Here is a 22601-nt window from a genome sequence, read left to right as displayed (position 1 = left end):
GGAATGCCTTTTTGAATTCCATGCACCATCGTATGGCAAAACTCAACAGTTGCACATCGATCCAAGGATCAGAATCTCTTGATTTTCATTTTAATAAAGCAAAGAGGGTGCTATCATCGCGTTAGAAACAAGTATACTGTCGCAGGCTTATTTTACACGGGACAAGATAGTGCAGCACCATATAGACTCATTTAACAAGTTTATAGATTACGGGCTGCAAAAAATCATAGATGAACAGAGAACAATAGAAACCGATATCGAGGATACCTACCTCAAACTTGGAAAAATCCGGGTAGAACATCCTGTGGTAAAGGAAGCCGACGGGGCAATCGAAAAACTCTATCCCAACGAGGCAAGGCTCAGGAACCTTTCATACTCAGGTCCTCTCTACCTCGAAATGAGCGTGGTAAAAGAAGGAGTTGAGTCTGAAGTAATGGAAGCAAAAATAGGGCAGCTTCCTATCATGGTCAAATCCAAGATATGTAACCTTCCAGGGCTTAGCGAAACCGAAAAAGTACGGTATGGAGAAGATCCGCTTGACCCTGGGGGATATTTCATTATCGGCGGTACCGAAAGGGTGGTTATGACCCTTGAAGACCTCGCCCCTAACAAAATTCTTGTAGAGTATGGCGAGAGATACGGCGATATGATAGAGGTTGCGAAGGTCTTCTCACAAAAACGCGGATACAGGGCTCTCGTAATCGTAGAAAGAGGACGAAAGTCCCTGCTTGAGGTTTCTTTCCCTTCTATTTCAGGCAGAGTTTTCTTCATTACCCTGATGAGAGCTCTTGGGATTGTAACTGACGAAGATATTGTAAATGCAGTTTCAAGCGATCCTGAAATTATCAAGTTCATGCTGGAAAACCTTGAAGAAGCCGAAGTCGAGACCCAGGAAGAAGCAATCGAGAAAATCGGGGCCAGGGTCGCTGCAGGTCAGGCCAAGGAATACCAGATAAAAAGAGCAAACTACGTTATTGACAGGTATCTGTTCCCTCATCTTGGAAACGACATGAGAGACAGGATCTCCAAGGCTCACTTCCTTGCAAGAATGGCTGAGTCCTGTTTTGAGCTGGCCCTTGGCAAGCGTTCGGAAGATGATAAAGACCACTATGCAAATAAAAGGCTAAAACTCGCAGGAGACCTTATGGAAGACCTCTTCAGGGTATCCTTCAACAGGCTTGCAAGAGATATAAAATACCAGCTCGAGCGCGCAAATATGAGAAACAGGGAGTTGAACGTCGCAACAATAGTCAGAGCCGATGTGTTGACTGACCGCCTGCAGCACCCTCTGGCAACCGGAAACTGGGTTGGAGGACGAACAGGTGTGTCTCAGCTCCTTGATCGAAACGACTATATCTCCACGCTTTCCCATCTGCGCCGGGTAATTTCGCCCCTTTCACGAGCCCAGCCTCACTTTGAGGCCCGAGATCTGCACGCAACCCAGTGGGGAAGGCTCTGCCCTTCGGAAACTCCTGAAGGCCCGAACTGTGGCCTGGTGAAAAACTTTGCCGAGATGGTTGAACTTTCAACAGGTATAGAAAATATCGATGGGATAAAGAAAATCCTTCATGACCTGAATGTCGAGCGCGTGGTTGTAAAGGTACCTGAAATCCCGGCCAAAATAAAAGAAACCATACTTGATGAGTTCGGAGAAGAGGTTGTTGAAGAATATGAAGAGCCTTCGGAAAGCGAAAGCAAATTCAAAGATGATGAGTTTTACGATTATTCAGATATGGACGATGCCGGATCAATGTTCGGTGATTGAGGGGTCGATGCCAGATGACTAAAGCAAAAGTATTCATAAACGGGGAGCTTGTCGGGACCCACGATAACCCTGCGGAACTTGTGGACGAGCTTAGAAAGATGAGGCGGCAGGGGTTCATATCTAGGCAGGTCAATGTCGCTCTTAACAGCAGTACAAGAGAAGTAATTATAAACTCCGACATGGGCAGAGCAAGAAGGCCCCTTCTAGTTGTGGAGAACGGAGCTCTCAAGGTAACTCCAGAGCACGTAGAGAAAATTAAGAACAAAGAAATCAACTTTGATGACCTGGTAAAAGAAGGCTGCATAGAGTATCTCGATGCCGAAGAAGAGGAAAATGCCTACATAGGACTCTATGAGGCTGACCTTACTCCAAAGCACACTCACATGGAGATTGATCCTGAACTTATTCTTGGAATCTCTACGGGAATGGTGCCTTATCCTGAACATAATGCATCTCCGCGTAACACCATGGGTGCAGCCATGATCAAACAGTGTATCGGGGTTGCAACCGCAAACCAGAAGCTCAGACCTGATACACGGGCTCATGTCCTTCATTACCCTCAGAGAGCAATGACCAGAACCAGAACCTCTGAAGCAATCGGTTTTGATGACAGACCTGCGGGCCAGAACTTTGTGGTCGCAATCCTGTCCTATGAAGGGTATAACATTGAAGACGCCCTGATTTTCAATAAAGGCTCAATTGATAGAGGCCTCGGAAGAAGTCACTTCCTCAGGACTTTTGAAGGAGAAGAACGCAGGTATCCGGGTGGACAGGAAGATAAGTTCGAGATCCCTGACTCCGAATACCGTGGAGCGCGCAGTGCAGAAGCCTATGCGAACCTGGATACAGATGGGCTTGTAAATCCTGAAACTCCGGTAGGCCCCAACGACGTGCTTATCGGAAAGACCAGTCCACCAAGGTTCCTTGAAGAACCATCAGACTTCGGGATTTCAGTCGAGCAGAGGAGAGAAAGCTCGATCACAATGCGGTCAAATGAAACCGGAATTGTTGACACGGTTATCCTGACTGAATCCATTAACGGAACCAGGCTTGCCAAAGTAAAAGTAAGAGATGAAAGGATTCCTGACATTGGGGACAAATTCGCTTCAAGGCACGGGCAAAAAGGAGTTATCGGCCTGAAAGTCCCGATTGCAGATATGCCGTTTACGGAATCCGGCCTGACTCCGGACCTGATGATCAACCCACATGCAATTCCTTCCCGTATGACTGTAGGTCACGTCCTGGAAATGATTGGGGGAAAAGTAGGTTCTATGGAAGGCAGACGGGTTAATGCAACAGCTTTCTCAGGGGAGAACGAAGAAGACCTCAGAGAAGCCCTGAAAAAGCATGGGTTTGCTCATACCGGAAAAGAAATTTTCTACGATGGAGCAACCGGCAAGATGATCCCTGCAGATGTCTTTGTTGGGGTTATTCTCTACCAGAAACTGCACCACATGGTTACTTCGAAGATGCACGCACGGTCCCGTGGACCTGTACAGGTGCTTACTCGCCAGCCAACCGAAGGCCGAGCCAGAGAAGGTGGTCTCAGATTCGGAGAAATGGAGCGTGATGTGCTGGTAGGGCACGGAGCTGCCATGTCATTAAAAGAAAGGCTGCTTGACGAGTCGGACAAGGTTGTGGAACTTGTCTGCTCTCACTGTGGAATGATTGCAACGTATGATAAGCAGCGAAATGTCGCTTTCTGCTCAACTTGCGGGGCTGACACGGATATATACCCTGTGGAAATGAGCTATGCATTCAAGCTGCTGCTGGACGAAATAAAATCCCTGGGAGTTGCGCCCAGGCTTAAACTTGAAGATGCGGTATGAGGTGAGGCGGATATGGCAAATGTACCTCCAATTCCGAAAAGAATTGCTTCTATTAAATTCGGCTTACTGTCTCCAAAAGAGATCCGTAAAATGAGTTCAACTCCGATCATCACAGCCGACACTTACGACGATGACGGATTTCCAATTGACATGGGGCTTATGGACACGAGACTCGGAGTTATTGACCCCGGGCTTCGCTGCAAGACCTGTTCAGGGCGAGCAGGCGAATGTCCTGGACACTTCGGGCACATTGAACTTGTCGCCCCGGTGGTTCACGTTGGTTTCAATAAAGTAATCCGAAAACTTCTCAGGGCAACCTGCAGAAAATGTAGCAGGATTCTGCTTGACTCTGCGCAGAAACAGCATTTTCTGGACCAGCTTATAGGCATTGAGGAAATCGGGCATATGCCTGATGACCTGATTAACGAGGCTTATAAAGAGGCCAGCAAAGTAAAGACCTGCCCCTACTGTAACGAGGAACAGCTGGAAATTAAATTTGAAAAACCCAGCGAGTATCTCGAAAACGGGGAGAAGCTGACCCCTACCGAGATAAGGGACCGTTTTGAGAATATCCCTGACGACGATATTCGGGTTATAGGAATGGACCCGAAGAATGCAAGGCCTGAATGGATGATCCTTACGGTTCTGCCTGTACCTCCTGTTACGGTCCGTCCTTCGATTACCCTTGAATCCGGGCAGCGTAGTGAAGACGACCTGACCCACAAACTCGTAGATATTATCAGAATTAACCAGCGCTTCCAGGAAAACAGGGAAGCTGGCGCTCCTCAGCTTATTATTGAGGACCTCTGGGAACTCCTTCAGTATCACGTTACAACCTTCTTTGACAATTCTGTCTCAGGGATACCTCCTGCAAGGCACAGGTCAGGCAGGCCATTAAAGACCCTCTCTCAGCGTTTAAAGGGTAAGGAAGGGCGTTTTAGAGGAAGTCTGTCAGGTAAACGTGTTAACTTCTCGGCCCGTACAGTAATTTCTCCGGACCCAAACCTGAGCATTAATGAGGTAGGGGTTCCTATGCCCATTGCAAGGATCCTGACAATGCCCTCGGTGGTAACACCAAGGAATATAGAACAGCTCAAGATTTACGTGCGCAATGGGGAGGATATACACCCAGGAGCAAACTATGTACTGCGTCCCGATGGCAGACGTATAAAAGTTACTAATGTAAACAAAGACGACCTTGCCGAAAAGCTGGAGTTCGGATGGACAGTTGAACGTCAGTTAAAGGATGGAGATATTGTACTCTTTAACAGGCAGCCGTCTCTGCACAAGATGAGTATTATGGCTCATTCTGTGAAGGTGCTTCCGAATAAGACCTTCAGGCTGAATCCTGCTGTATGCCCTCCATATAACGCTGACTTTGATGGGGACGAGATGAACATGCACGCCCTTCAGACCGAAGAGTCCAGGGCTGAGGCAAAGATCCTGATGCAGGTTCAGGAAAACATTCTTTCCCCGCGTTTCGGCGGTCCTATTATAGGCGGGATCCATGACCATATTTCAGGGCTTTTCCTGCTGACACGTTTTGAGAATCACATCTCCGCCGATGACGCTTACGATATGCTCCGAAAAAGCGGTATCAAAGAGTTGCCTTCTCCTGCAGGGCACGATTCAGACGGAAAGCCCTACTGGACAGGAAAGCAAATCTTCAGCCAGATCCTGCCTAAAAACCTTAATACACAGTTTGCAGCCCAGGTCTGCTCACACTGCGATACCTGCAAGAAAGAGGAGTGCCCGAACGATGCCTATGTGGTAATCCGGGACGGAGAGCTCATTAAAGGAACGATAGACGAGGCAGCCATCGGAGCCTTCAAAGGAAAAGTTCAGGACCGTATTATCAAGGAAATAGGCCCTGAAGCCGGAGCTCGCTTTATAGATAATATGACCATGCTTGCAGTTAGGGCTATCATGAGGACAGGCCTGAGTTTCGGAATAGCTGATGAAGATATTCCGAAAGAAGCCAGGATCCAGATCAATGAAGTCCTCGGCAAAGCTGAAGATGCTGTGCAGAACCTCATCAAGTCTTATCAGAATAAGGAGCTTGAACCTCTTCCTGGAAGAACCCTTGATGAGACAATCGAAATGAGCATCATGCAAAAGCTCGGAAAGGCCAGAGACGAGACCGGTAACATAGCAGACAGCCATATGGGGCTTGAAAACTCGGCAGTTATCATGGCCCGTTCAGGGGCCAGAGGTTCCATCCTGAACCTTACTCAGATGGCAGCCTGTGTTGGCCAGCAGGCCGTGCGTGGTGAACGTATCCGCAGAGGATATGAAGGTAGGACACTGCCCCATTTCCAGAAGGGGGATCTTGGTTCAGACGCCCACGGGTTCGTAAAGGCAAGCTACAAAAGCGGGCTTAACCCGACTGAATATTTCTTCCATGCAATCGGTGGTAGGGAAGGTCTTGTGGACACTGCAGTCAGGACATCGCAATCAGGGTACCTGCAGAGGAGACTTGTCAATGCGCTCCAGGATCTTGAGGTCCAGTATGACCTTACAGTCAGGGATACCAGAGGTGTGCTTGTGCAGTTTAAATATGGGGAAGATGGGATTAACCCTACAAAAAGCGATTTCAGCAAACCCGATACAATTCACAGGATTGTCCGTTCTGTAGCAAGCCGGGAGGTGGCCTGATGAGTATTAGTGAAAGTACAATCGATAGTATGATAAAGGATCTGCCTCTCCCTTCGAATATCCTTAATACTCTCAGGGAAGATGTCATCAAAGCGGGAGTAAGTAAGAAGGAAATGGAAGAGATTATAGAACAGGTAATGGAAGAGTATCAGACCTCATGCATTGAGCCATGTGATGCTGCCGGGGTGGTTGCAGCTCAGTCTATAGGGGAACCGGGTACCCAGATGACAATGCGTACCTTCCACTATGCTGGTGTGGCCGAGATTAACGTTACTCTCGGTCTGCCCCGTCTTATAGAAATTGTGGATGCTCGAAAAATTCCGAGTACTCCTATGATGACAATTGCCCTTTCTAAAGATAATCCTGAAGATTATGCTTACGACAGGGAAAAAACAAGAGCTCTTGCCTGGGAAATTGAAGCAACGAAAATCGACCATATTGCTGATGTGACCACTGACCTTTCCCAGATGAAATTGATAATTGACCTGCATGAGAAGGCGATGGAAGGCAGGAATATTACTATAGACCAGGTAAAAGAAAGGTTCAATGAAGAATTGAATGTAATGGTTACCATTTCCCCGGATATAGACAACCAGATTATTATTGCCCCGGGAGAGCCTTCTTACAGGGAGCTTCTCCAGCTTGCAAAAAGTATCCACAATGTCACCCTGAAAGGGATAGAAGGGATCAAACGTGTGGTAGTCCGTAAGGAAGGGGAAGAATATACACTCTATACTGAAGGTTCGGCCCTGCGTGAAGTGCTTCAGTTCGAAGGTGTGGACAAGACAAGAACAAGTACAAATAATATTAATGAAATTTATGAAGTGCTTGGGATCGAAGCTGCTAGGAATGCGATTATTAAGGAAGCGACAGATACCCTACGTGAACAGGGTCTTACTGTGGACATCCGACATATTATGCTCGTGTCTGATCTTATGACCTGTGACGGGGAAGTAAAACAGATAGGAAGGCATGGAATTTCAGGTGAAAAGGCAAGTGTCTTTGCCCGTGCAGCTTTTGAAGTTACGGTAAATCACCTGCTGGATGCAGGGATGCGCGGTGATGTGGATCAACTCCAGGGGGTCACGGAAAATATTATCGTAGGCCAGCCTATCCGTATGGGTACCGGAGACGTGCATCTTATAACCAGAAGAAGAGATGAAATCGAAGAAGCAGTAGAAGCGGCAGAAGCAGCAGAAGCGGCAGAAGCAGCAGAAGCAGCAGAAGCAGCAGAAGCAGCAGAAGCAGCAGAAGCAGCAGAAGCAGCAGAAGAGTGAAGGTCTCAGGGCAAAAAACCTGAAACTCAACCTATAATTATTTAAATTCGTAGCCTGATAGAAGACCACTTCAGATCAGGTATTCATTACCTTTACAAAACTCGGAAAATCCTGATGCAGAAACTCGAGTCTGTGAGGATCATAACCAGAAAATAAATATAAGGCATCAGGTATTTAGAGTACCATATATTCACCGAGCTTGGAAAATCTTTATTAGGAAAGAGATAGAGTAGACGAGCTCATTTGAGACAGAGTTGATGAAAATGAAGATCAATGTTGACAAATCTCTTATCAAGGCTGTGAAAACAGGAAAAGTAATAGTTGGAGCCAACCGGACCGTGGATGCAGCTGTAGATGGTTCTGCAAAAATGGTGGTCCTGGCATCAAACTGCCCCGAAGAAATTAAAAAGAAAGTTCAGGCAACAAATGTCCCTGTCCTGGAATACGAAGGCACAAGTGTAGAACTCGGGCCCGTATGCGGTAAGCCCTTTACGATTGCAGCCATGGCAATCCTCGAAGTAGGAGAATCCGATATCCTGGCTGCTACAGTTTAACAGAAGGAGTTGGCAACGTCTTGGGTGAAATAAGACTTACTGCAGAAAGCATCCAGTACATTGCGTTATTTGAAAATATGACACGAGCTAAAATCCTCGACTGCATTCCTGAAGAGGAAAGGCTCGTATATGTCGTAAAACAGGGTGATATGGGACTTGCTATAGGCAGAAATGGGGAGAATATAAACCGTGTTAAAAAGGCTCTGGACAAACCAATAGAACTTGTGGAATATTCAGATGAACCTGTCACCTTCCTGAAGAACGCCTTCGGACCTGTTTCCGTGAGTTCGGTAAACATTATAAACAAAAATGGCAAGCGATTAGCTTATGTAGAGGTACCCAATAAAGAGAAGGGGCTTGCCATAGGCCGCAATGGGAAAAATATAGAAAAAGTAAAGATGCTTGCCCGTCGCCATCATAATATAGAAGATGTGATCCTGCAGTAATCTAACTTAATTTACATTGATCCATTAATCCGGCGTTGAAGGACAATCTGGCATCCAGTATGCCTCTAGAAAACTGAGATCAATTTCGAATTTGGAGAAATTAACAATGGCTAAAGGAAAATATGCAGCTAATATTCTCAAACAAACCAGGAAAAATGCCCGCTGGAAAGATACATACTACGGCAGGCGAGTTCTTGGGCTGAATGTGAAAGCCGATCCGCTTGGTGGTGCGCCGCAGGGTCGGGGTATTGTGTTAGAAAAGGTAGGAGTTGAAGCAAAGCAGCCAAACTCAGCTATCCGCAAGTGCGTAAGAATCCAGCTCATTAAAAACGGGCGTCAGGTAACTGCTTTCTGTCCTGGAGACGGCGCAGTGAATTTCATTGATGAACACGATGAAGTGACTGTGGAAAGGATTGGAGGCCGCATGGGTGGTGCTATGGGTGATATTCCAGGCGTACGCTTCAAAGTTATTGCCGTAAATAACGTGTCCCTGAACCAGATGGTCATCGGCAGATTGGAAAAACCCAGGAGATGATTTTCTTGAAGATATTCGGCAAATGGGACCCGACTGAAGTTGAAGTCCGAGACCTAGGAATTAAGCGCTATGTCAGTCTTACTCCTGTTATTGTTCCTCACAGCAGTGGAAAGCATGCCAGGCAGCAGTTTAACAAATCAGAAATTTCGATTGTAGAACGTCTGGCAAATAACCTGATGAGAACCGAGGTAAACACAGGAAAGAAGCAGAAGACTCTCAGCGCCGTTGAAGAAGCTTTCGACATCGTGAACAAGAAAACCAAGCAGAACCCTATCCAGGTGCTTGTGGATGCTATTGCCAACGCAGGTCCCAGGGAAGAAGTAGTGAGGCTTAAGTACGGCGGAATCTCCGTGCCAAAAGCAGTAGACACTGCACCCCAGAGGCGTGTGGACACAGCTCTGCGCTACATCAGTATGGGAACCAACAATGCAGCCTTCAAATCCAAGCGCTCGATTGCGGAATGCCTGGCAACTGAATTAATAGGCGCTGCAAATCGCGACACGAAGTCCTTCGCTATCAACAGGAAGGATGCAAAGGAAAGAGTAGCAAAGGCAGCACGTTAATCGCTTATGCGGGTTGCCTCGATATAAGAAATTATAGATCTAGATTACATTTGTTTACAAGGTATTAGCATGGGACGAAGGAAGAAAATGGTCGAGCGCGTAACGTCGCTCATGAATGAACCGGTAAAGATAAGAAATATCGGGATCGTTGCGCACATTGACCACGGAAAAACTACATTATCGGACAACCTGTTAGCCGGTGCCGGCATGATTTCCAAGGAACTTGCAGGCAGACAGTTATTCATGGACTCCGACGAAGAGGAACAACAAAGAGGTATTACAATCGATGCCTCCAACGTTTCCATGGTTCACACTTTTGATAACGAAGACTACCTGATTAACCTGATCGATACTCCCGGACACGTCGACTTTGGTGGGGATGTCACTCGTGCCATGAGAGCTGTGGATGGGGCTGTTGTTGTCGTGGACGCAGTTGAAGGTACAATGCCCCAGACCGAGACCGTTCTAAGGCAGGCACTCAGGGAACATGTCAGGCCTGTACTTTTCGTTAACAAGGTTGACAGGCTGATCAATGAGCTCCAGGTCGATTCCCAGGAAATGCAGGTCCGCCTTGGAAAAGTTATTGACCACGTGAACAAGCTCATCAAGAACATGAACCCTGAAAAGTACAAGGCAGGCTGGAGAGTTGATGCTGCAGCCGGTACTGTTGCTTTTGGGTCAGCCCTTTATAACTGGGCAATCAGTGTGCCCATGATGAAGAAAACCGGGGTCTCTTTTAATGACGTGTATGAGTTCTGTAAAGCCGGAGACATGAAATCCCTGGCAGAAAAGTGTCCTCTACACGAAGCTGTTCTTGATATGGTTATTCACTTCCTGCCAAACCCTCTTGAAGCACAGAAGGACAGGGTAAAGGTAATCTGGCATGGAGACGAGGACTCCGAAATCGGAACTTCAATGACCCATGCAAATGCAGACGGAGACCTTGCGTTCATGGTAACTGACATTTCAGTTGACCCCCACGCAGGTGAAGTTGCAACAGGAAGGCTGTTTAGCGGTTCTTTTAGCCGTGGTATGGAGGTCTTTACCTCAGGGACTGCAAAGAAAAGCAGAGTCCAGCAGGTCAGTATCTTCATGGGTCCGGAAAGGCTTGAGGTGGACAAGATTCCTGCAGGAAACATTGCTGCAGTTACCGGCTTAAAAGAAGCAATCGTAGGGTCCACAGTAACAACCCTTGATGGAATGGCACCTTTCGAAAGCATCAGGCACGTGAGTGAACCTGTAGTGACTGTGGCTGTGGAAGCAAAGCATACCAAAGACCTGCCTAAATTGATTGAAGTGCTCAGACAGGTTGCAAAGGAAGACCCAACCCTTCAGATCACTCTTGATGAGGAAACCGGGGAACACCTGATGGCAGGTATGGGAGAACTTCACCTTGAGGTTATTGCCCACAGGATCGAAAGAGACAAGAATGTGGAAATCACCACAAGCAAGCCAATTGTCGTTTATAGGGAAACCATTAAGAAAAAGATCGAACCTATGGAAGGAAAGTCTCCAAACAGGCACAACAGGTTCTATATCTATGTGGAACCCCTTGACCTTGAGATTGTCAATGCTATCAAGTCCGGTGATATCCATATGAATCTGCCTGAACTTGAACGCAGGCAGAAGCTCATCGATCTCGGAATGGAAAAAGAAGAAGCAAAAGGCATTGTCGGGATCTTCAATTCCAATATCTTTATTGATATGACCAAAGGTATCCAGTACCTGAACGAGACAATGGAACTCATACTTGATGGGTTTGAGGAAGTCATGCGTGCAGGCCCGCTTACAAGGGAACCTGTAGCAAACGTGAAATGCGTGCTTGTAGATGCAAAGCTTCACGAAGACGCAATTCACAGAGGTCCGGCTCAGGTCATTCCAGCTTCAAGGCAGGCTATTCAGGCAGGCATGCTTACGGCAGACGACACTCTGCTCGAACCTTATCAGAAGGTTTTTGTTCAGGTGCCCCAGCTTTTAATGGGTGGTGCAACAAAGGAACTGCAGGGCCGCCGTGGAATTATTCTTAACATGAGTACGGAAGGAGACCTGGCAATTATTGAGGCCAGAGTGCCTGTAGCTGAGATGTTCGGATTTGCAGGTGAGATCAGGTCTGCAACTGAAGGACGTGCCATGTGGAGCACCGAATTCGGAGGCTTTGACACTGTGCCTACCAGTATTCAGAATGAAATTGTAGGTCAGATCAGAGAAAGGAAGGGCCTGAAGAAAGAATTGCCCAAAGCTTCTGACTTCCTTTCAATGTAAGCGGAATCTCTTTCCGCTTTTCCTTAATATTTTATGGATATATCTGTCCTCGAAAAGGATAGACAAGAGTACCCGGACTGATCTGGAAGGGAAGAGTATCCCTATTGGTTTGGGAATACGGCCAATCGGAAAACTTTAAAATAAGGTATGCCTATATTGGGGAAAGCAGTCCAGACTACTGGAAATTTACCAAGTGGCGGTTCAAGAGAGTATCCGGAAAGAGAAAACTAACAATATTGATCGGACAAAAGAATATAGAAAAGATGAATCAGTATTGAGATCCGCCCTAATCTTAATATAGTAAATATTTGATATACGAATGAAACTCATCCAGAATTACAGGAGAATTATAATATGGCAGCAGACAAACCGCACATGAACTTAGCAGTGATTGGTCACATTGACCATGGAAAATCAACATTCGTCGGACGCTTAATGTATGACGCAGGAGCTGTACCTGCACACATTATCGAGAAGTATAAGGAAGAAGCAAAGCAGAAGGGTAAGGAATCCTTCGCCTTCGCATGGGTTATGGACTCTCTTAAGGAAGAGCGTGAAAGAGGTATAACAATCGACATCGCTCACAAGAGATTCGACACAGATAAGTTCTACTTCACAGTGGTAGACTGTCCAGGCCACCGTGACTTCGTAAAGAACATGATCACAGGCGCTTCCCAGGCTGACGCCGCTGTCCTTGTCGTTGCAGCCCCTGATGGTGTAATGGCCCAGACTAAGGAACACATCTTCCTTTCCAGAACTCTCGGTATCAACCAGCTTATTGTTGCAATCAACAAGATGGATGCTTCAGACTACAGCGAGAAAAGATACAAGGAAGTCGTGGAACAGGTATCCGGTATCCTTAAGATGATCGGGTTCAAGCCAGCTGAAATTCCCTTCATTCCTATCTCTGCATTCAACGGGGATAATGTCGTAAAACACAGTGATAAGACTCCCTGGTACAAGGGCTTAACCATGATGGAAGCCCTCGACAACCTCAAACAGCCTGAAAAACCATCCACTCTCCCTCTCAGGATCCCTGTGGAAGATGCATACACAATCTCCGGTATTGGAACTGTGCCTGTAGGCAGAGTCGAAACCGGTACCATGAAGAAGGGCGACAAGGTCGTTTTCATGCCAGGCGGAGCAACTGGTGAAGTAAAATCCATTGAGATGCACCATGAAGAAATTCCACAGGCCCTTCCAGGAGACAACATCGGCTGGAACGTTCGTGGTATCGGCAAGGCCGATGTCCGCAGAGGAGATGTTTGTGGCCATGTTGACAACCCACCAAAAGTAGCTGATACGTTTGTAGGACAGATTGTCGTTCTGCAGCACCCATCCGCAATCACTGCCGGATATACCCCTGTTTTCCACGCCCACACTTCCCAGATCGCATGCCAGCTGATCGAGCTTAACAAGAAGCTGGACCCGAAGACCGGGCAGGTAAAGGAAGAAAACCCGACCTTCCTTAAGGCCGGAGATGCAGCAATCGTTACCATCAAACCAACAAAGCCGATGGTAATTGAGCCAGTAAAAGAAATTCCACAGCTCGGCAGGTTCGCTATCCGTGATATGGGTATGACAATTGCCGCAGGCATGTGCATGAGTGTTAAGCAGAAATAACACTCTCCTTTTTCATTTTTTAAGGAGAAAAAAGGTATGCAGAAAGCTAGAATAAGATTGTCAGGCATCAGCCCCAAAGATCTGGACGGAGTCTGCAATCAGGTAAAATCCATTGCGGAAAGAACAGGAGTTAATATTTCAGGACCTGTTCCGCTACCCACAAAGAAACTTGTAGTTCCCACAAGAAAAAGCCCAAGCGGAGACGGAACTGCAACCTGGGACCACTGGGAGATGCGTGTACACAAGCGTCTCATCGATATTGCAGCCGATGAAAGGGCACTTCGCCAGCTCATGAGAATCCAGGTTCCGAAAGATATCAATATCGAAATCGTACTCGAAGGATAATCGAGAAATAGAGACAGGCTACAGAAACAATTCTGTACCCGGTCTTGCAAATTCCTTTTCACTTCTTTACTTTAGAATATATTATTTTCCTCAGTATATATTTATGAGGAATCTGCCGGCGGCCGTCAATTCAGACGTCCTTTCCGCCAGCGTTTATGTAAATTTTATCTTCTTGTAAATCTGATTTTGTTTAGATATAGGCTTGCAGATATTATCCTTAATAGCATCCTTTTTATCCTATTTTACCCTATTTTACCTTATTTTACCTTATTTTCTCTTTTTCACTTTTTTACTCTCTTTTTTAGGAAAAAAGAAGGATCAATTCCGTAAACTCACAATAACGGTAAGTTCCCGTCCTTGGGGTTTGGTCAATGCATGAGATGAAATTGGAGAATGGAGTTGAAGAAAATTTAAAGGAATGGAAGAAAAGTGATCAGCTCACAAAATTTATAGAACAAGCAGCAGTCGATAAAGGAGTTGATGTTAATACGGCAGTCACTGAAGAAGATATTAAAAAAATAAGTGGCGATATGGAGGTAATGGCTTCAACAAGTAAAAAACTTGGTGTTCCTCTTCGTGGGCAACAAAATGAGTATTGGTGTGGTCCAGCATGTATTCAAATGATTTCTTTATACTATGGATATCCAACTCCAACGCAAAAGTCTATATATTACTATTTCCCCTGGAAAGATCCTGAACCCGAGTCTGGACTCTCATCTGCTGACATAGTAAAATGGGCTAAAAACAAATGGGGAAAAACGGGAACTATAGATAATAGTATGACTAATTCGGAAATTGTTACAGAAATTGACAAGAGGAGACCTTTTTTCAGTATGCTTACCAATCCAAATCATTTTCGAGTTTGTAACGGATACTTAATTCAAAACGGATATTTCTATATTTATATTAACGATCCAATGCCTGAAGGCTCGAATGGTACACCAAAAATTGAATTGGGCTCCAGTAAAGAAAAAAAGCGTATATATGTGCGCTGAAATCTTCTAAGATAATTCGATAAATTTCTGATTTCAAAGATTGAATATACATTGTAACTATTCAGGGTATAGCTAGCGGCGCTCCTTTGAGCGCCGCAAGAATACCCTCTAAAACAGGTAAACCATTCTTTCTTATTGTGGAAATATATGCTCTAATTCTGCAGAAAGCTTCCGCTCCCCGTGTAGTTCTGAAAGTTCCTGATATTTTCTGCTGTAGTTTCATCATCCTGACATCTCTTTCTGCTTGATTATTCTCAAACGGAACTTTCAAGTCTTTCAGGAATCTCAGAATCTTTTCTTTATGTTCTATAAACCTATCAAGCAGATTCCTTGCTTTGGTTTTTGGATGCACACCACGTTTTCCTTGTCTTTCAGGATTTAGAGAAGGTGGATTTTCTTCAATTCCTTTCGCGACTACAGTATCGAACCTTTTTTCTAATGCCTTAACTTGTTCAAAATCCAGATCTTTGCCCTGCTCTTTGCACTCATCAGTATACTTTTTCATTTCAGATAACAGCTCATTCATATCTTTAGCCCATTGCTGTTTATAACTCTCCTCAATTCCAATAAGTTCTCTTTGGAGATGGGCATTGCAAAGAGCATGATCACAATTATAACCGTTGTAAGGTTTCCATCCATCATGAACTGCTACCCCTTTAAACTCTGGAAGAATTCCCATAGCATCAATAGCTTCTGATCCTCTTTTCGGATGAGCAAAATAACAAGTGTATTTGTCAGTAGAAGCTACATGAAGCCAATGTCTTTTTCCGTGAACTTTCATTCCAGTTTCATCACAATGGATAACAGGAGAAGAGAGTAACTTTTCTCGAATTACGTTTTCAAATTCTTCAAGGTTCTGGAAACATTCTCTTTCTGCTTCAATAATGGTAGCAGAACTGATTTTTATCCCCATTACATCATGAAACAATTCAGAAATCCTTTTATAAGGAATGAAATGGTGATTTTTAAAGTAAATTGCTGAAGCTACGATATTAGGACCATATTGAACTGGGGAATTTACTGATTCTGGAAATTCAGCTTTATTTAACCTTCCACAGCAAGGACAGATCTTAATCTGACTTTGATGTTCTGTAACAATAAGATTTACAGGGGGAATATCAAAAACCTGTCTTTTCTCATAAGCTTTAACTTCAACATTATTAAGATTATGTCCACATTCTTCGCAACAGTTCAAAGAATGCTCTATTACCTAATCAGGATTATCAACCATTTCGAGAGTTGTCCCGGGATGACCTTCTTGACCTCCAGGTTTCTTGCCACTCTGTTTACGGAGACTCTTTGGATTAGGTTTTCCTTTGGAAATATAGTCACTAGAAGGAGGTTTACTGCTGTTTCGGCTGTTTTGATTTAAGAGAAATTCTAAAACTTGCAATCTTTCAGTGAGGTCTTTAATTTGAGATTCAAGACTTATAATATAAGCAATAACTTCAGGGTTTGAAGCACACAAAGCAAGAATCTCTTCACGTTTCATCAAGGAAGAAAATGGTTCATTTTATATCCAATTTTTCCTCGGAACGAGGAAAAATTGTGTAGCCTTAACAAGGCTACCTGAATAGTTACTATACATTTTATATAAATAACCAGAAAGCGAGTTTATCAAAGCTTTCTTTATTTTAATATATTTGTTAAAAACTTGTGTAAATGACTATATATTAATATACACATTAAAAAAATACCACAAGTACTATTTTTTTTATAATAGCATTGGTATAAAAGATAAATATCGCTTAGGGGATTGAAAGATGAAAAAAAGTAAAACTATATTAATAACACTCCTTAACAATTTTTTTGTTCCACTCTAATCTGTTAGAATGTCTAATAAAGCACGCAGAGAAGGTACCCTCATAAGAGCTTTTGGAATAACTGCACTTGCGATTTTAATACTGGTGAGTATCACAGGTGCAGATCCATTTGCATATGTTACGAGTCCGGGAATCGACACCGAAACTATCTTTGTAATTGACACAGCAACTAACAATCTTAAAGCCGTTGTGCCTGTAGAAGGCTGGCCTAGAGATATTGCAGTCAACCCTGTAGGAACAAAGGTATATGTGGTAACCCCAGGGATCTCCACTGCTACTGTCTCTGTAATTGATACAGCGACGAATAAGGTTAGTGCCACAGTGGATGTAGGAGGTTATCCTATGCAAGTTGCAGTCAACCCTGCAGGAACAAAAGTTTATGTGACGGACCGTGATGGCACCAATATCTCTTTAATTGACACATCTACAAATACTTTAATGGCACAGATTAATGTGGGGATGATTACTCGTAATGTTGTCATTAGTCCTGACGAAAAAAAAATCTATGCTATGAACCCTTTCAACAATACTATTTCTGTAATTGACGCGATTACAAACAAAGTTATAACCACTATATCTGTAGAAAATAGTCCTTATGAAGTTGCGTTTGCTCCTGACGGAAATAAGGTGTACGTGACTAATTTAGACAGCAACACAGTTTCTGTAATCGACACAGCTACAGACAATGTTACGGCCACCGTATCCGTAGGAAATAGCCCAAGTGATATTGCAGTCAGTCCTGATGGAAAAAAGGCATATGTGACAAACTCCGGTAACTACAATGACCCCGGTAACACTGTTTCTGTAATTGACACAGTAACTAACACTGTTACAGCCACAGTTCATGTAGGAATTACTCCTTTAGGAGTTGCAATCACACCGGACGGAAAAAAGGTATATGTGACAAATGCCGAAAGCGACAATGTATCCGTAATTGACACAGCTACAAACAAAGTTATAGCAACTGTGAATTCAGGAAAATATACTATAAACTATCCTACTGGAGTTGCCATTGGGCCTATTATATATACTAATATGACTGGTCAAAGCACAAGGACAGCTTCCAATGCAACTGAAGATATAGGAGTCGAAGAAACTGAATTCTCGTTATCTGAAGAGAAAAAAGCTGTTGAATTCAATAATTCAAACAATAATAATTCTGAATCTGATAATGGCAATAGCCCAGGTGAAAACGATTCGAGCAAAAATATCTCTACTCCAGGTTTTTTATTATTTGAAAGTTTGATCTGTCTTTATGGAGGGTGGAAGTTCAGCAAGAAGTAATACAGGGCTTGGATTGCCAGACAGCTGAATGGCATAATGTCTTTTGCGTGTTTGTTTTCAGCCTCTTGAGAAAAAAAGAAGGGCTAATCCCCCGGTCTTTTGTAGTTGGTTTCACTTCGCCTGGCAGTAAGATCAAAAGCCAAGCCGACAGCTAATTTTAGTTCTCCTACTTCCGGAAACATTGACTTTCTTGCCAAGGTATTTCTCAAGCAGGCTTGAACTGTTCAGAAGGTCTTATTTATATGCATAATTTGCGTGTTCTTTTATTCAGTCGAATTTGAAACGGTGGCGCGAACATACCCGTTACTTGCAGCGAGGTGCGCCAGCTCAACTTTAATTATTGTGAGTTGCGATTTTTAATATTCTGCCGGATACCGGACAAACAATGCAAGAATGGGACATAACATCGTAGGAATAATCAACAGAAACATTGCATCCGAAAGCGATCCCATGATATCAGCAGCCTATCCAATAATCGAAGCTCCTACTCCTTCAACGCCCACAAAGCCCGAGAATAAGTCCTGATGCGAAAGCGACGTTTCCGGGGAGAAGTTCCTGCATCATTGAAACCGATGTCACATCGCAGAAACAGGCAAAAAAAGTTGTATTAATGGTAATCCCTTCCTGGATGAATTTTAGTTCTTTTGATATATTACCTCTGTAGAGCAGCAATTGCCTGGGTTAATGAAATAAACCCGGGCAACTGTCTCTATTGAACACGTTCACTTAAGGTCGATCTTTGATGTCAGAACCGTCAGCTCATTTGGATATATCTCAAATCCGGTTACATTGGAACTGAGAGCAAAAACATCTGTACCGTAGAAAATCGGAATTAATGGCATATCATTTTGAGTCAATACCTGGACCTGGTCATAGAGTTTATACCTTTCATCCGCATCAAATGTCGTCCTGGCCTTGAGAATCAACTCGTCAACTTTGGGATTGGAGTAACCAGTCCATGCAGCATAGGAACCTGTTGAAAGATAGTGAAGCGAAAGGAAATAGTCAGGATCTCCGCTTGGTGCTGTAACCCAATCTGTCAAAGAGAGATCATAATTTCCAGTACTACATTCAGATGGGATAGTACTGGAATCGACAACTCTAATTGTTGATTTAATTCCAAAATTTTCTAATTGTGAAACTATTACTTCAGCGGTAGGAAGATTTGCAGAACGTTTGGTATAAATCAGAAGTTCAATTGAAAAAGGTTCACCTTTGTAATACATTTTCCCATCTGAACCCTTTGTGATTCCTGCCTCTGAAAATAACTCAAGTGCCTTTTTCTGGTCGTTATCACAGGTTGCAAGTTGGTCATTTGCATTCCATGGAAGCGAGCCTGAGAATATACCAGTAGCCGGTACCCCTCCGATTCCTTCTAAAGCTGTATCGACAATTTCCTGACGGTTAAGCACATAACTAAGTGCCTGGCGGACTCTGGTGTCATTGAATGGTGCTTTATTGCCATTCACATACAGGAAGAAGGTACGAAGGCCTGCCTGGGATACAATCTGGACATCAGGATTTGCAGCAAGGGTTGCATAGTCACTGCGCTGGAAATCTCTTGAAATATCGACATCCTTTGACATAATCATAAGCGATCTTGCAGCCCCATCTGAGTTGAAGAGTACAGAAACAGTATCAATTTTGGGTTCTCCACCCCAGTAATCTGGATTCTTTTCCAGATCCATACTGGCTCCAGATTCAAATGAGACAAACTTAAAGGGGCCTGTCCCAACCGGTTTTGTATCCAGGTTTTCTGCGTGTGGACTTACAATTGACATAACCGGATCGGCAAATGCAGATATTGCCGGAGCATATGGCTCTTTTGTCTTAATTACAACCGTATATTCTCCGGTTTTGTAAACGCTGTCCAAAAATGAGTATTCGACAGAACGGCTGTTTGATGGGTCAAGTACACGGTTAATGGAATAAATGACTGCATCAGCATCCATTTTTGTCCCATCATGGAAGGTTACACCCTTGCGGAGCTGAATTTCCCATTCGGTATCGTTTAACTGTTTATAATCTGTTGCAAGTTCAGGCTGGAGCCTCATCTCGGTATCATAGTAGAACAGTGTTTCATAAATTCCTGTCTGCCGGGTATACCACCCTTCCCATTTATATGCAGGATCAAGGCTTCCACCAGTGTCTGGGCCACTGTGTAAAACAATACGTAGATTCTTTTCTTCCGAATTTTCGCTTTGTACGCATCCGGCACATAAAATTACAGCAAGTACAACAACTGACATTACGAAAGCCCGGGTGATTTCCTGTGATTTTGAAATATTTTTCTTCATAACCTACACTCTGTGTGAATCTGTGAAAGCATAGCTAAAGTATAAATTAAAGTAAATTTTTTGTTGACTTTCCTGGAAATTGAGATTCGGATCTTCGCGGTTTTGTGCGGATAAGAATCGTCAGATAAAAAAAGATAAGTAATAAAGTCCTCTGAAGGTGTTTAATGCCTTAAGTGCACAACTTGATAACACAAAACTACGAAGAGTAAAAAAGATTAATCAATTATGACTTCTTTTTTTTGCAAGAACCATATGCGGAGGCTGGATATAACTTGAGGCATGACCAGAAGGATCATTTCGTTCCAAGAACGCATCATAATCTTCCAAAAACCTCCATGAAACAGCATCAAACCCATGAGATTGTGCAAGGGCAGTTATCCTCTCAGGTGTATTGTTTTTCGCAAGAGGCAGATTCGGCTTAACATCAGAATACAATTCATTAAACTTTTCATAACGACTGCTTTTCTTTTCTGTCCCATCAGGGTTCTGGAACCACAAGCCATCAACTATCATCATAAGGCCACCGTCTTTTAAAAGCCGGCAACACTCAGCCATAAATTTATCCGGTTGGGGTAGAGTCCAGAGAAGATACTTGCTCAAAACGAAATCATACTCTCCATCATTTAGAGGAATTTTTTCTGCATCTCCCTGTACTAACAAAACATCTACACCTTTTTCTTTGGCATTTTTCGCTGCTTTTTCAAGCATATTTTCTGACAAATCAACACCAGTTACATCATGTCCCATTGCGGCAAGAGAGATTGCCAGAAGCCCAGGACCTGTTCCAACTTCTACTGCCCGGATTTTTTCATCCGTTAGCAGAATTTCTGAAAAAACAGATTTCCAAATCTCAATTTCCTCGTCCATACATTTGGCATATTCTGTGTGATAATCAGAACTTCTGTAGTCCCAGTATTCTAAAATTTTATCTTTCATTTCTAATTTATCTTTCATTTCTAATATTTCATTCATTTTCGATTCCTCAAATAAAATTATATTAAACACTGTTTCTATTGGAACAGCATTGTTATCCAGAGCGAAAGTGTTTGTAACATAATTAATTTGGATTAACGGCATCTCATCCTGAATAACTGCCTGAACCTCGTCATAAAGTCTGAACCTCGTCATAAATTGCCCTCGTAATGATTGCGTAACGATAATTGATATTATGAGAGCCGGTATGACAGTTTGTAATTTTTACATCTTTTTTCATGAAATTACATTTATCAGGTAAGAATAAATTATTAATTAGTATTATTATTTATAAAGATTATGTATTTAAATCAGTATAATTAGCAATAAATTATTAGTTATTCTCTTTATTTCATAATTTTAATAAGATAAATAGCAAATAACTTATATATCTATTCTGTGTGGAATTCTGAGTAAAATGTAAAGGTGAGTTAGATGGAGGATGCTACATTAAAAAAAGAGATCAGAGAGTACTGGGATGAAGGAGCCTGGAATTATGACTGTCACGTAAACCATGGGATGAAAACATATGGAGAAAGAGAATTGTGGAAAGAAGCTTTTTCCGTCAGGCTGCCTGACAGACCTCTGGATGTTCTGGATGTTGGGTGCGGGACCGGTGCAACGGGATTAGTTCTTTCCGAGATGGGGCATCGTGTCAAGGGAATCGATCTTTCAGAAAATATGATGAGCATCGGGCGAGAAAAAGCAAAGGAGTGCGGGCTTTCAATGACATTTGAAATCGGGGATGCTGAACAGACACAATTTGAGGACAATACTTTTGATGTTGTTGTAAACCGTCATCTACTCTGGACTCTGCCGCATCCTGAAAAAGCTCTCTTAGATTGGAAACGCGTTATCAAACCCGGGGGTTTTGTTATTGTTATTGAAGGATGCTGGGATAACGGGACGTTGTCTGCAAAGCTCGGGAGAGAGATGACTTATACATTAGAAAAATTATTCACACCAAAGCTGCGAAAGGAAAAGTATCATTATATTGATTCGGTGGAGAAGGCTCTTCCAAATATGGGGGGAGTTACGCAGGAAAAGGCAAAGGTATATTTTTCCAGTGCAGGTCTTTCTAATATTTATGTTCATGATCTCTCAAAAATTCAGGAATATCAGAAAAAAGAGTTGACATGGTACCGAAAAATCAGCTCATCAACTAATCGATACATGATTTCTGGAATTAAGAGCGAATAAAAACCTTCTAATTTTTTGTGCTTTTATCTCGGCTTTGACAGTGACTCTCTGAATCTCACAAATTACACTCAGTACTTCTCAAAATGATGGTCTGATTAAACCCGACGACAGAGTAGCTGTCCAATTACTGATACAGCTTATTGGAAAGTTCCTATTTCAAAAAACTCGGAATTTTA

General features: G+C 43.4%; 17 protein-coding genes and 1 pseudogene. 15 read left to right on the top strand and 3 right to left on the bottom strand.

Features of this window, described 5'->3' with window-relative positions:
* The first annotated feature begins 169 nt into the window (after window positions 1-169).
* From MSKOL_RS12940 to MSKOL_RS12885, 12 genes are all read left to right on the top strand, one after another.
* Window positions 170-1765, top strand: a complete 1596-nt coding sequence (locus MSKOL_RS12940; protein ID WP_048121509.1) for a DNA-directed RNA polymerase subunit B'' — start codon at window positions 170-172, stop codon at window positions 1763-1765.
* A gap of 14 nt (window positions 1766-1779) precedes the next feature.
* Window positions 1780-3594 (top strand): DNA-directed RNA polymerase subunit B, encoded by a 1815-nt coding sequence (rpoB, locus tag MSKOL_RS12935; protein ID WP_048156849.1) that lies wholly within the window; start codon window positions 1780-1782, stop codon window positions 3592-3594.
* Between the two features lie 12 nt (window positions 3595-3606).
* Window positions 3607-6249: a DNA-directed RNA polymerase subunit A' gene (locus tag MSKOL_RS12930; protein WP_048156846.1), complete on the top strand. Its 2643-nt coding sequence runs from the start codon at window positions 3607-3609 to the stop codon at window positions 6247-6249.
* A complete protein-coding gene (gene rpoA2, locus MSKOL_RS12925) occupies window positions 6249-7526 on the top strand; it encodes a DNA-directed RNA polymerase subunit A'' (RefSeq protein WP_048156843.1) in 1278 nt (425 codons plus the stop codon). The genes MSKOL_RS12930 and rpoA2 overlap by 1 nt, the downstream gene beginning before the upstream one ends.
* Window positions 7527-7783: 257 nt before the next feature.
* Complete coding sequence (locus MSKOL_RS12920) at window positions 7784-8080, top strand: 50S ribosomal protein L30e (protein ID WP_082091135.1); 297 nt, start codon at window positions 7784-7786, stop codon at window positions 8078-8080.
* A 20-nt stretch (window positions 8081-8100) separates the two neighbouring features.
* Complete coding sequence (locus MSKOL_RS12915; protein ID WP_011308589.1) at window positions 8101-8526, top strand: NusA-like transcription termination signal-binding factor; 426 nt, start codon at window positions 8101-8103, stop codon at window positions 8524-8526.
* Window positions 8527-8632: 106 nt separating this feature from the next.
* Window positions 8633-9061: a 30S ribosomal protein S12 gene (locus MSKOL_RS12910; protein ID WP_048121499.1), complete on the top strand. Its 429-nt coding sequence runs from the start codon at window positions 8633-8635 to the stop codon at window positions 9059-9061.
* A complete protein-coding gene (locus tag MSKOL_RS12905) occupies window positions 9058-9624 on the top strand; it encodes a 30S ribosomal protein S7 (protein ID WP_048121496.1) in 567 nt (188 codons plus the stop codon). The genes MSKOL_RS12910 and MSKOL_RS12905 overlap by 4 nt, the downstream gene beginning before the upstream one ends.
* Before the next feature lie 69 nt (window positions 9625-9693).
* Window positions 9694-11886: an elongation factor EF-2 gene (locus MSKOL_RS12900; protein ID WP_048121494.1), complete on the top strand. Its 2193-nt coding sequence runs from the start codon at window positions 9694-9696 to the stop codon at window positions 11884-11886.
* A gap of 354 nt (window positions 11887-12240) precedes the next feature.
* Complete coding sequence (tuf, locus tag MSKOL_RS12895; RefSeq protein ID WP_048121492.1) at window positions 12241-13509, top strand: translation elongation factor EF-1 subunit alpha; 1269 nt, start codon at window positions 12241-12243, stop codon at window positions 13507-13509.
* A 36-nt stretch (window positions 13510-13545) separates the two neighbouring features.
* Complete coding sequence (gene rpsJ, locus MSKOL_RS12890; RefSeq protein WP_011021276.1) at window positions 13546-13854, top strand: 30S ribosomal protein S10; 309 nt, start codon at window positions 13546-13548, stop codon at window positions 13852-13854.
* Between the two features lie 371 nt (window positions 13855-14225).
* Complete coding sequence (locus tag MSKOL_RS12885; RefSeq protein WP_052725473.1) at window positions 14226-14849, top strand: C39 family peptidase; 624 nt, start codon at window positions 14226-14228, stop codon at window positions 14847-14849.
* 61 nt (window positions 14850-14910) lie between these two features.
* Here the strand turns inward: MSKOL_RS12885 and tnpC are convergent.
* Window positions 14911-16344, bottom strand: a pseudogene (gene tnpC / locus MSKOL_RS12880) (IS66 family transposase).
* A 337-nt stretch (window positions 16345-16681) separates the two neighbouring features.
* On the opposite strand from tnpC, the gene MSKOL_RS12870 reads away from it, so the two are divergent.
* A complete protein-coding gene (locus MSKOL_RS12870; protein ID WP_048156836.1) occupies window positions 16682-17956 on the top strand; it encodes a beta-propeller fold lactonase family protein in 1275 nt (424 codons plus the stop codon).
* Between the two features lie 393 nt (window positions 17957-18349).
* Window positions 18350-18481 carry a hypothetical protein gene (locus MSKOL_RS21405; protein WP_255351935.1) on the top strand — a complete coding sequence of 44 codons (132 nt, stop codon included), beginning with the start codon at window positions 18350-18352 and terminating at the stop codon, window positions 18479-18481.
* A gap of 197 nt (window positions 18482-18678) precedes the next feature.
* Here MSKOL_RS21405 and MSKOL_RS12860 read toward each other — a convergent pair whose 3' ends face one another.
* Together MSKOL_RS12860 and MSKOL_RS12855 are read right to left on the bottom strand one after the other, a co-directional pair.
* Window positions 18679-20253: an ABC transporter substrate-binding protein gene (locus MSKOL_RS12860; protein ID WP_231592235.1), complete on the bottom strand. Its 1575-nt coding sequence runs from the start codon at window positions 20251-20253 to the stop codon at window positions 18679-18681.
* Window positions 20254-20472: 219 nt separating this feature from the next.
* The gene (locus MSKOL_RS12855; RefSeq protein WP_231592234.1) at window positions 20473-21381 is read right to left on the bottom strand and encodes a class I SAM-dependent methyltransferase; all 909 of its coding nucleotides are present in this window, start codon (window positions 21379-21381) and stop codon (window positions 20473-20475) included.
* 279 nt (window positions 21382-21660) lie between these two features.
* Between MSKOL_RS12855 and MSKOL_RS12850 the strand changes: the two genes are divergently transcribed.
* Window positions 21661-22425 (top strand): class I SAM-dependent methyltransferase, encoded by a 765-nt coding sequence (locus MSKOL_RS12850; protein ID WP_048156831.1) that lies wholly within the window; start codon window positions 21661-21663, stop codon window positions 22423-22425.
* Window positions 22426-22601: the final 176 nt, after the last annotated feature.

Source organism: Methanosarcina sp. Kolksee, from assembly GCF_000969945.1.
In the GTDB taxonomy this organism is placed as follows: Archaea; Halobacteriota; Methanosarcinia; order Methanosarcinales; family Methanosarcinaceae; genus Methanosarcina; species Methanosarcina vacuolata.
The sequence above is the reverse complement of the archived record's forward strand: the minus strand, read 5'-3'. Positions and strand labels throughout refer to the sequence as shown.

What these genes read in the sequence shown, in the direction of transcription:
- MSKOL_RS12930 (WP_048156846.1), top strand. Translation starts at nt 3,607, where the DNA reads ATGGCAAATGTACCTCCAATTCCGAAAAGAATTGCTTCTATTAAATTC.
- MSKOL_RS12855 (WP_231592234.1), bottom strand. Translation starts at nt 21,381, where the DNA reads ATGACGAGGTTCAGACTTTATGACGAGGTTCAGGCAGTTATTCAGGAT.
- MSKOL_RS12910 (WP_048121499.1), top strand. Translation starts at nt 8,633, where the DNA reads ATGGCTAAAGGAAAATATGCAGCTAATATTCTCAAACAAACCAGGAAA.
- MSKOL_RS12905 (WP_048121496.1), top strand. Translation starts at nt 9,058, where the DNA reads ATGATTTTCTTGAAGATATTCGGCAAATGGGACCCGACTGAAGTTGAA.
- rpsJ (WP_011021276.1), top strand. Translation starts at nt 13,546, where the DNA reads ATGCAGAAAGCTAGAATAAGATTGTCAGGCATCAGCCCCAAAGATCTG.
- MSKOL_RS12850 (WP_048156831.1), top strand. Translation starts at nt 21,661, where the DNA reads ATGGAGGATGCTACATTAAAAAAAGAGATCAGAGAGTACTGGGATGAA.
- MSKOL_RS12870 (WP_048156836.1), top strand. Translation starts at nt 16,682, where the DNA reads ATGTCTAATAAAGCACGCAGAGAAGGTACCCTCATAAGAGCTTTTGGA.
- tuf (WP_048121492.1), top strand. Translation starts at nt 12,241, where the DNA reads ATGGCAGCAGACAAACCGCACATGAACTTAGCAGTGATTGGTCACATT.
- MSKOL_RS21405 (WP_255351935.1), top strand. Translation starts at nt 18,350, where the DNA reads ATGGGACATAACATCGTAGGAATAATCAACAGAAACATTGCATCCGAA.
- rpoB (WP_048156849.1), top strand. Translation starts at nt 1,780, where the DNA reads ATGACTAAAGCAAAAGTATTCATAAACGGGGAGCTTGTCGGGACCCAC.
- MSKOL_RS12885 (WP_052725473.1), top strand. Translation starts at nt 14,226, where the DNA reads ATGCATGAGATGAAATTGGAGAATGGAGTTGAAGAAAATTTAAAGGAA.
- MSKOL_RS12920 (WP_082091135.1), top strand. Translation starts at nt 7,784, where the DNA reads ATGAAAATGAAGATCAATGTTGACAAATCTCTTATCAAGGCTGTGAAA.
- MSKOL_RS12900 (WP_048121494.1), top strand. Translation starts at nt 9,694, where the DNA reads ATGGGACGAAGGAAGAAAATGGTCGAGCGCGTAACGTCGCTCATGAAT.
- MSKOL_RS12860 (WP_231592235.1), bottom strand. Translation starts at nt 20,253, where the DNA reads ATGAAGAAAAATATTTCAAAATCACAGGAAATCACCCGGGCTTTCGTA.
- rpoA2 (WP_048156843.1), top strand. Translation starts at nt 6,249, where the DNA reads ATGAGTATTAGTGAAAGTACAATCGATAGTATGATAAAGGATCTGCCT.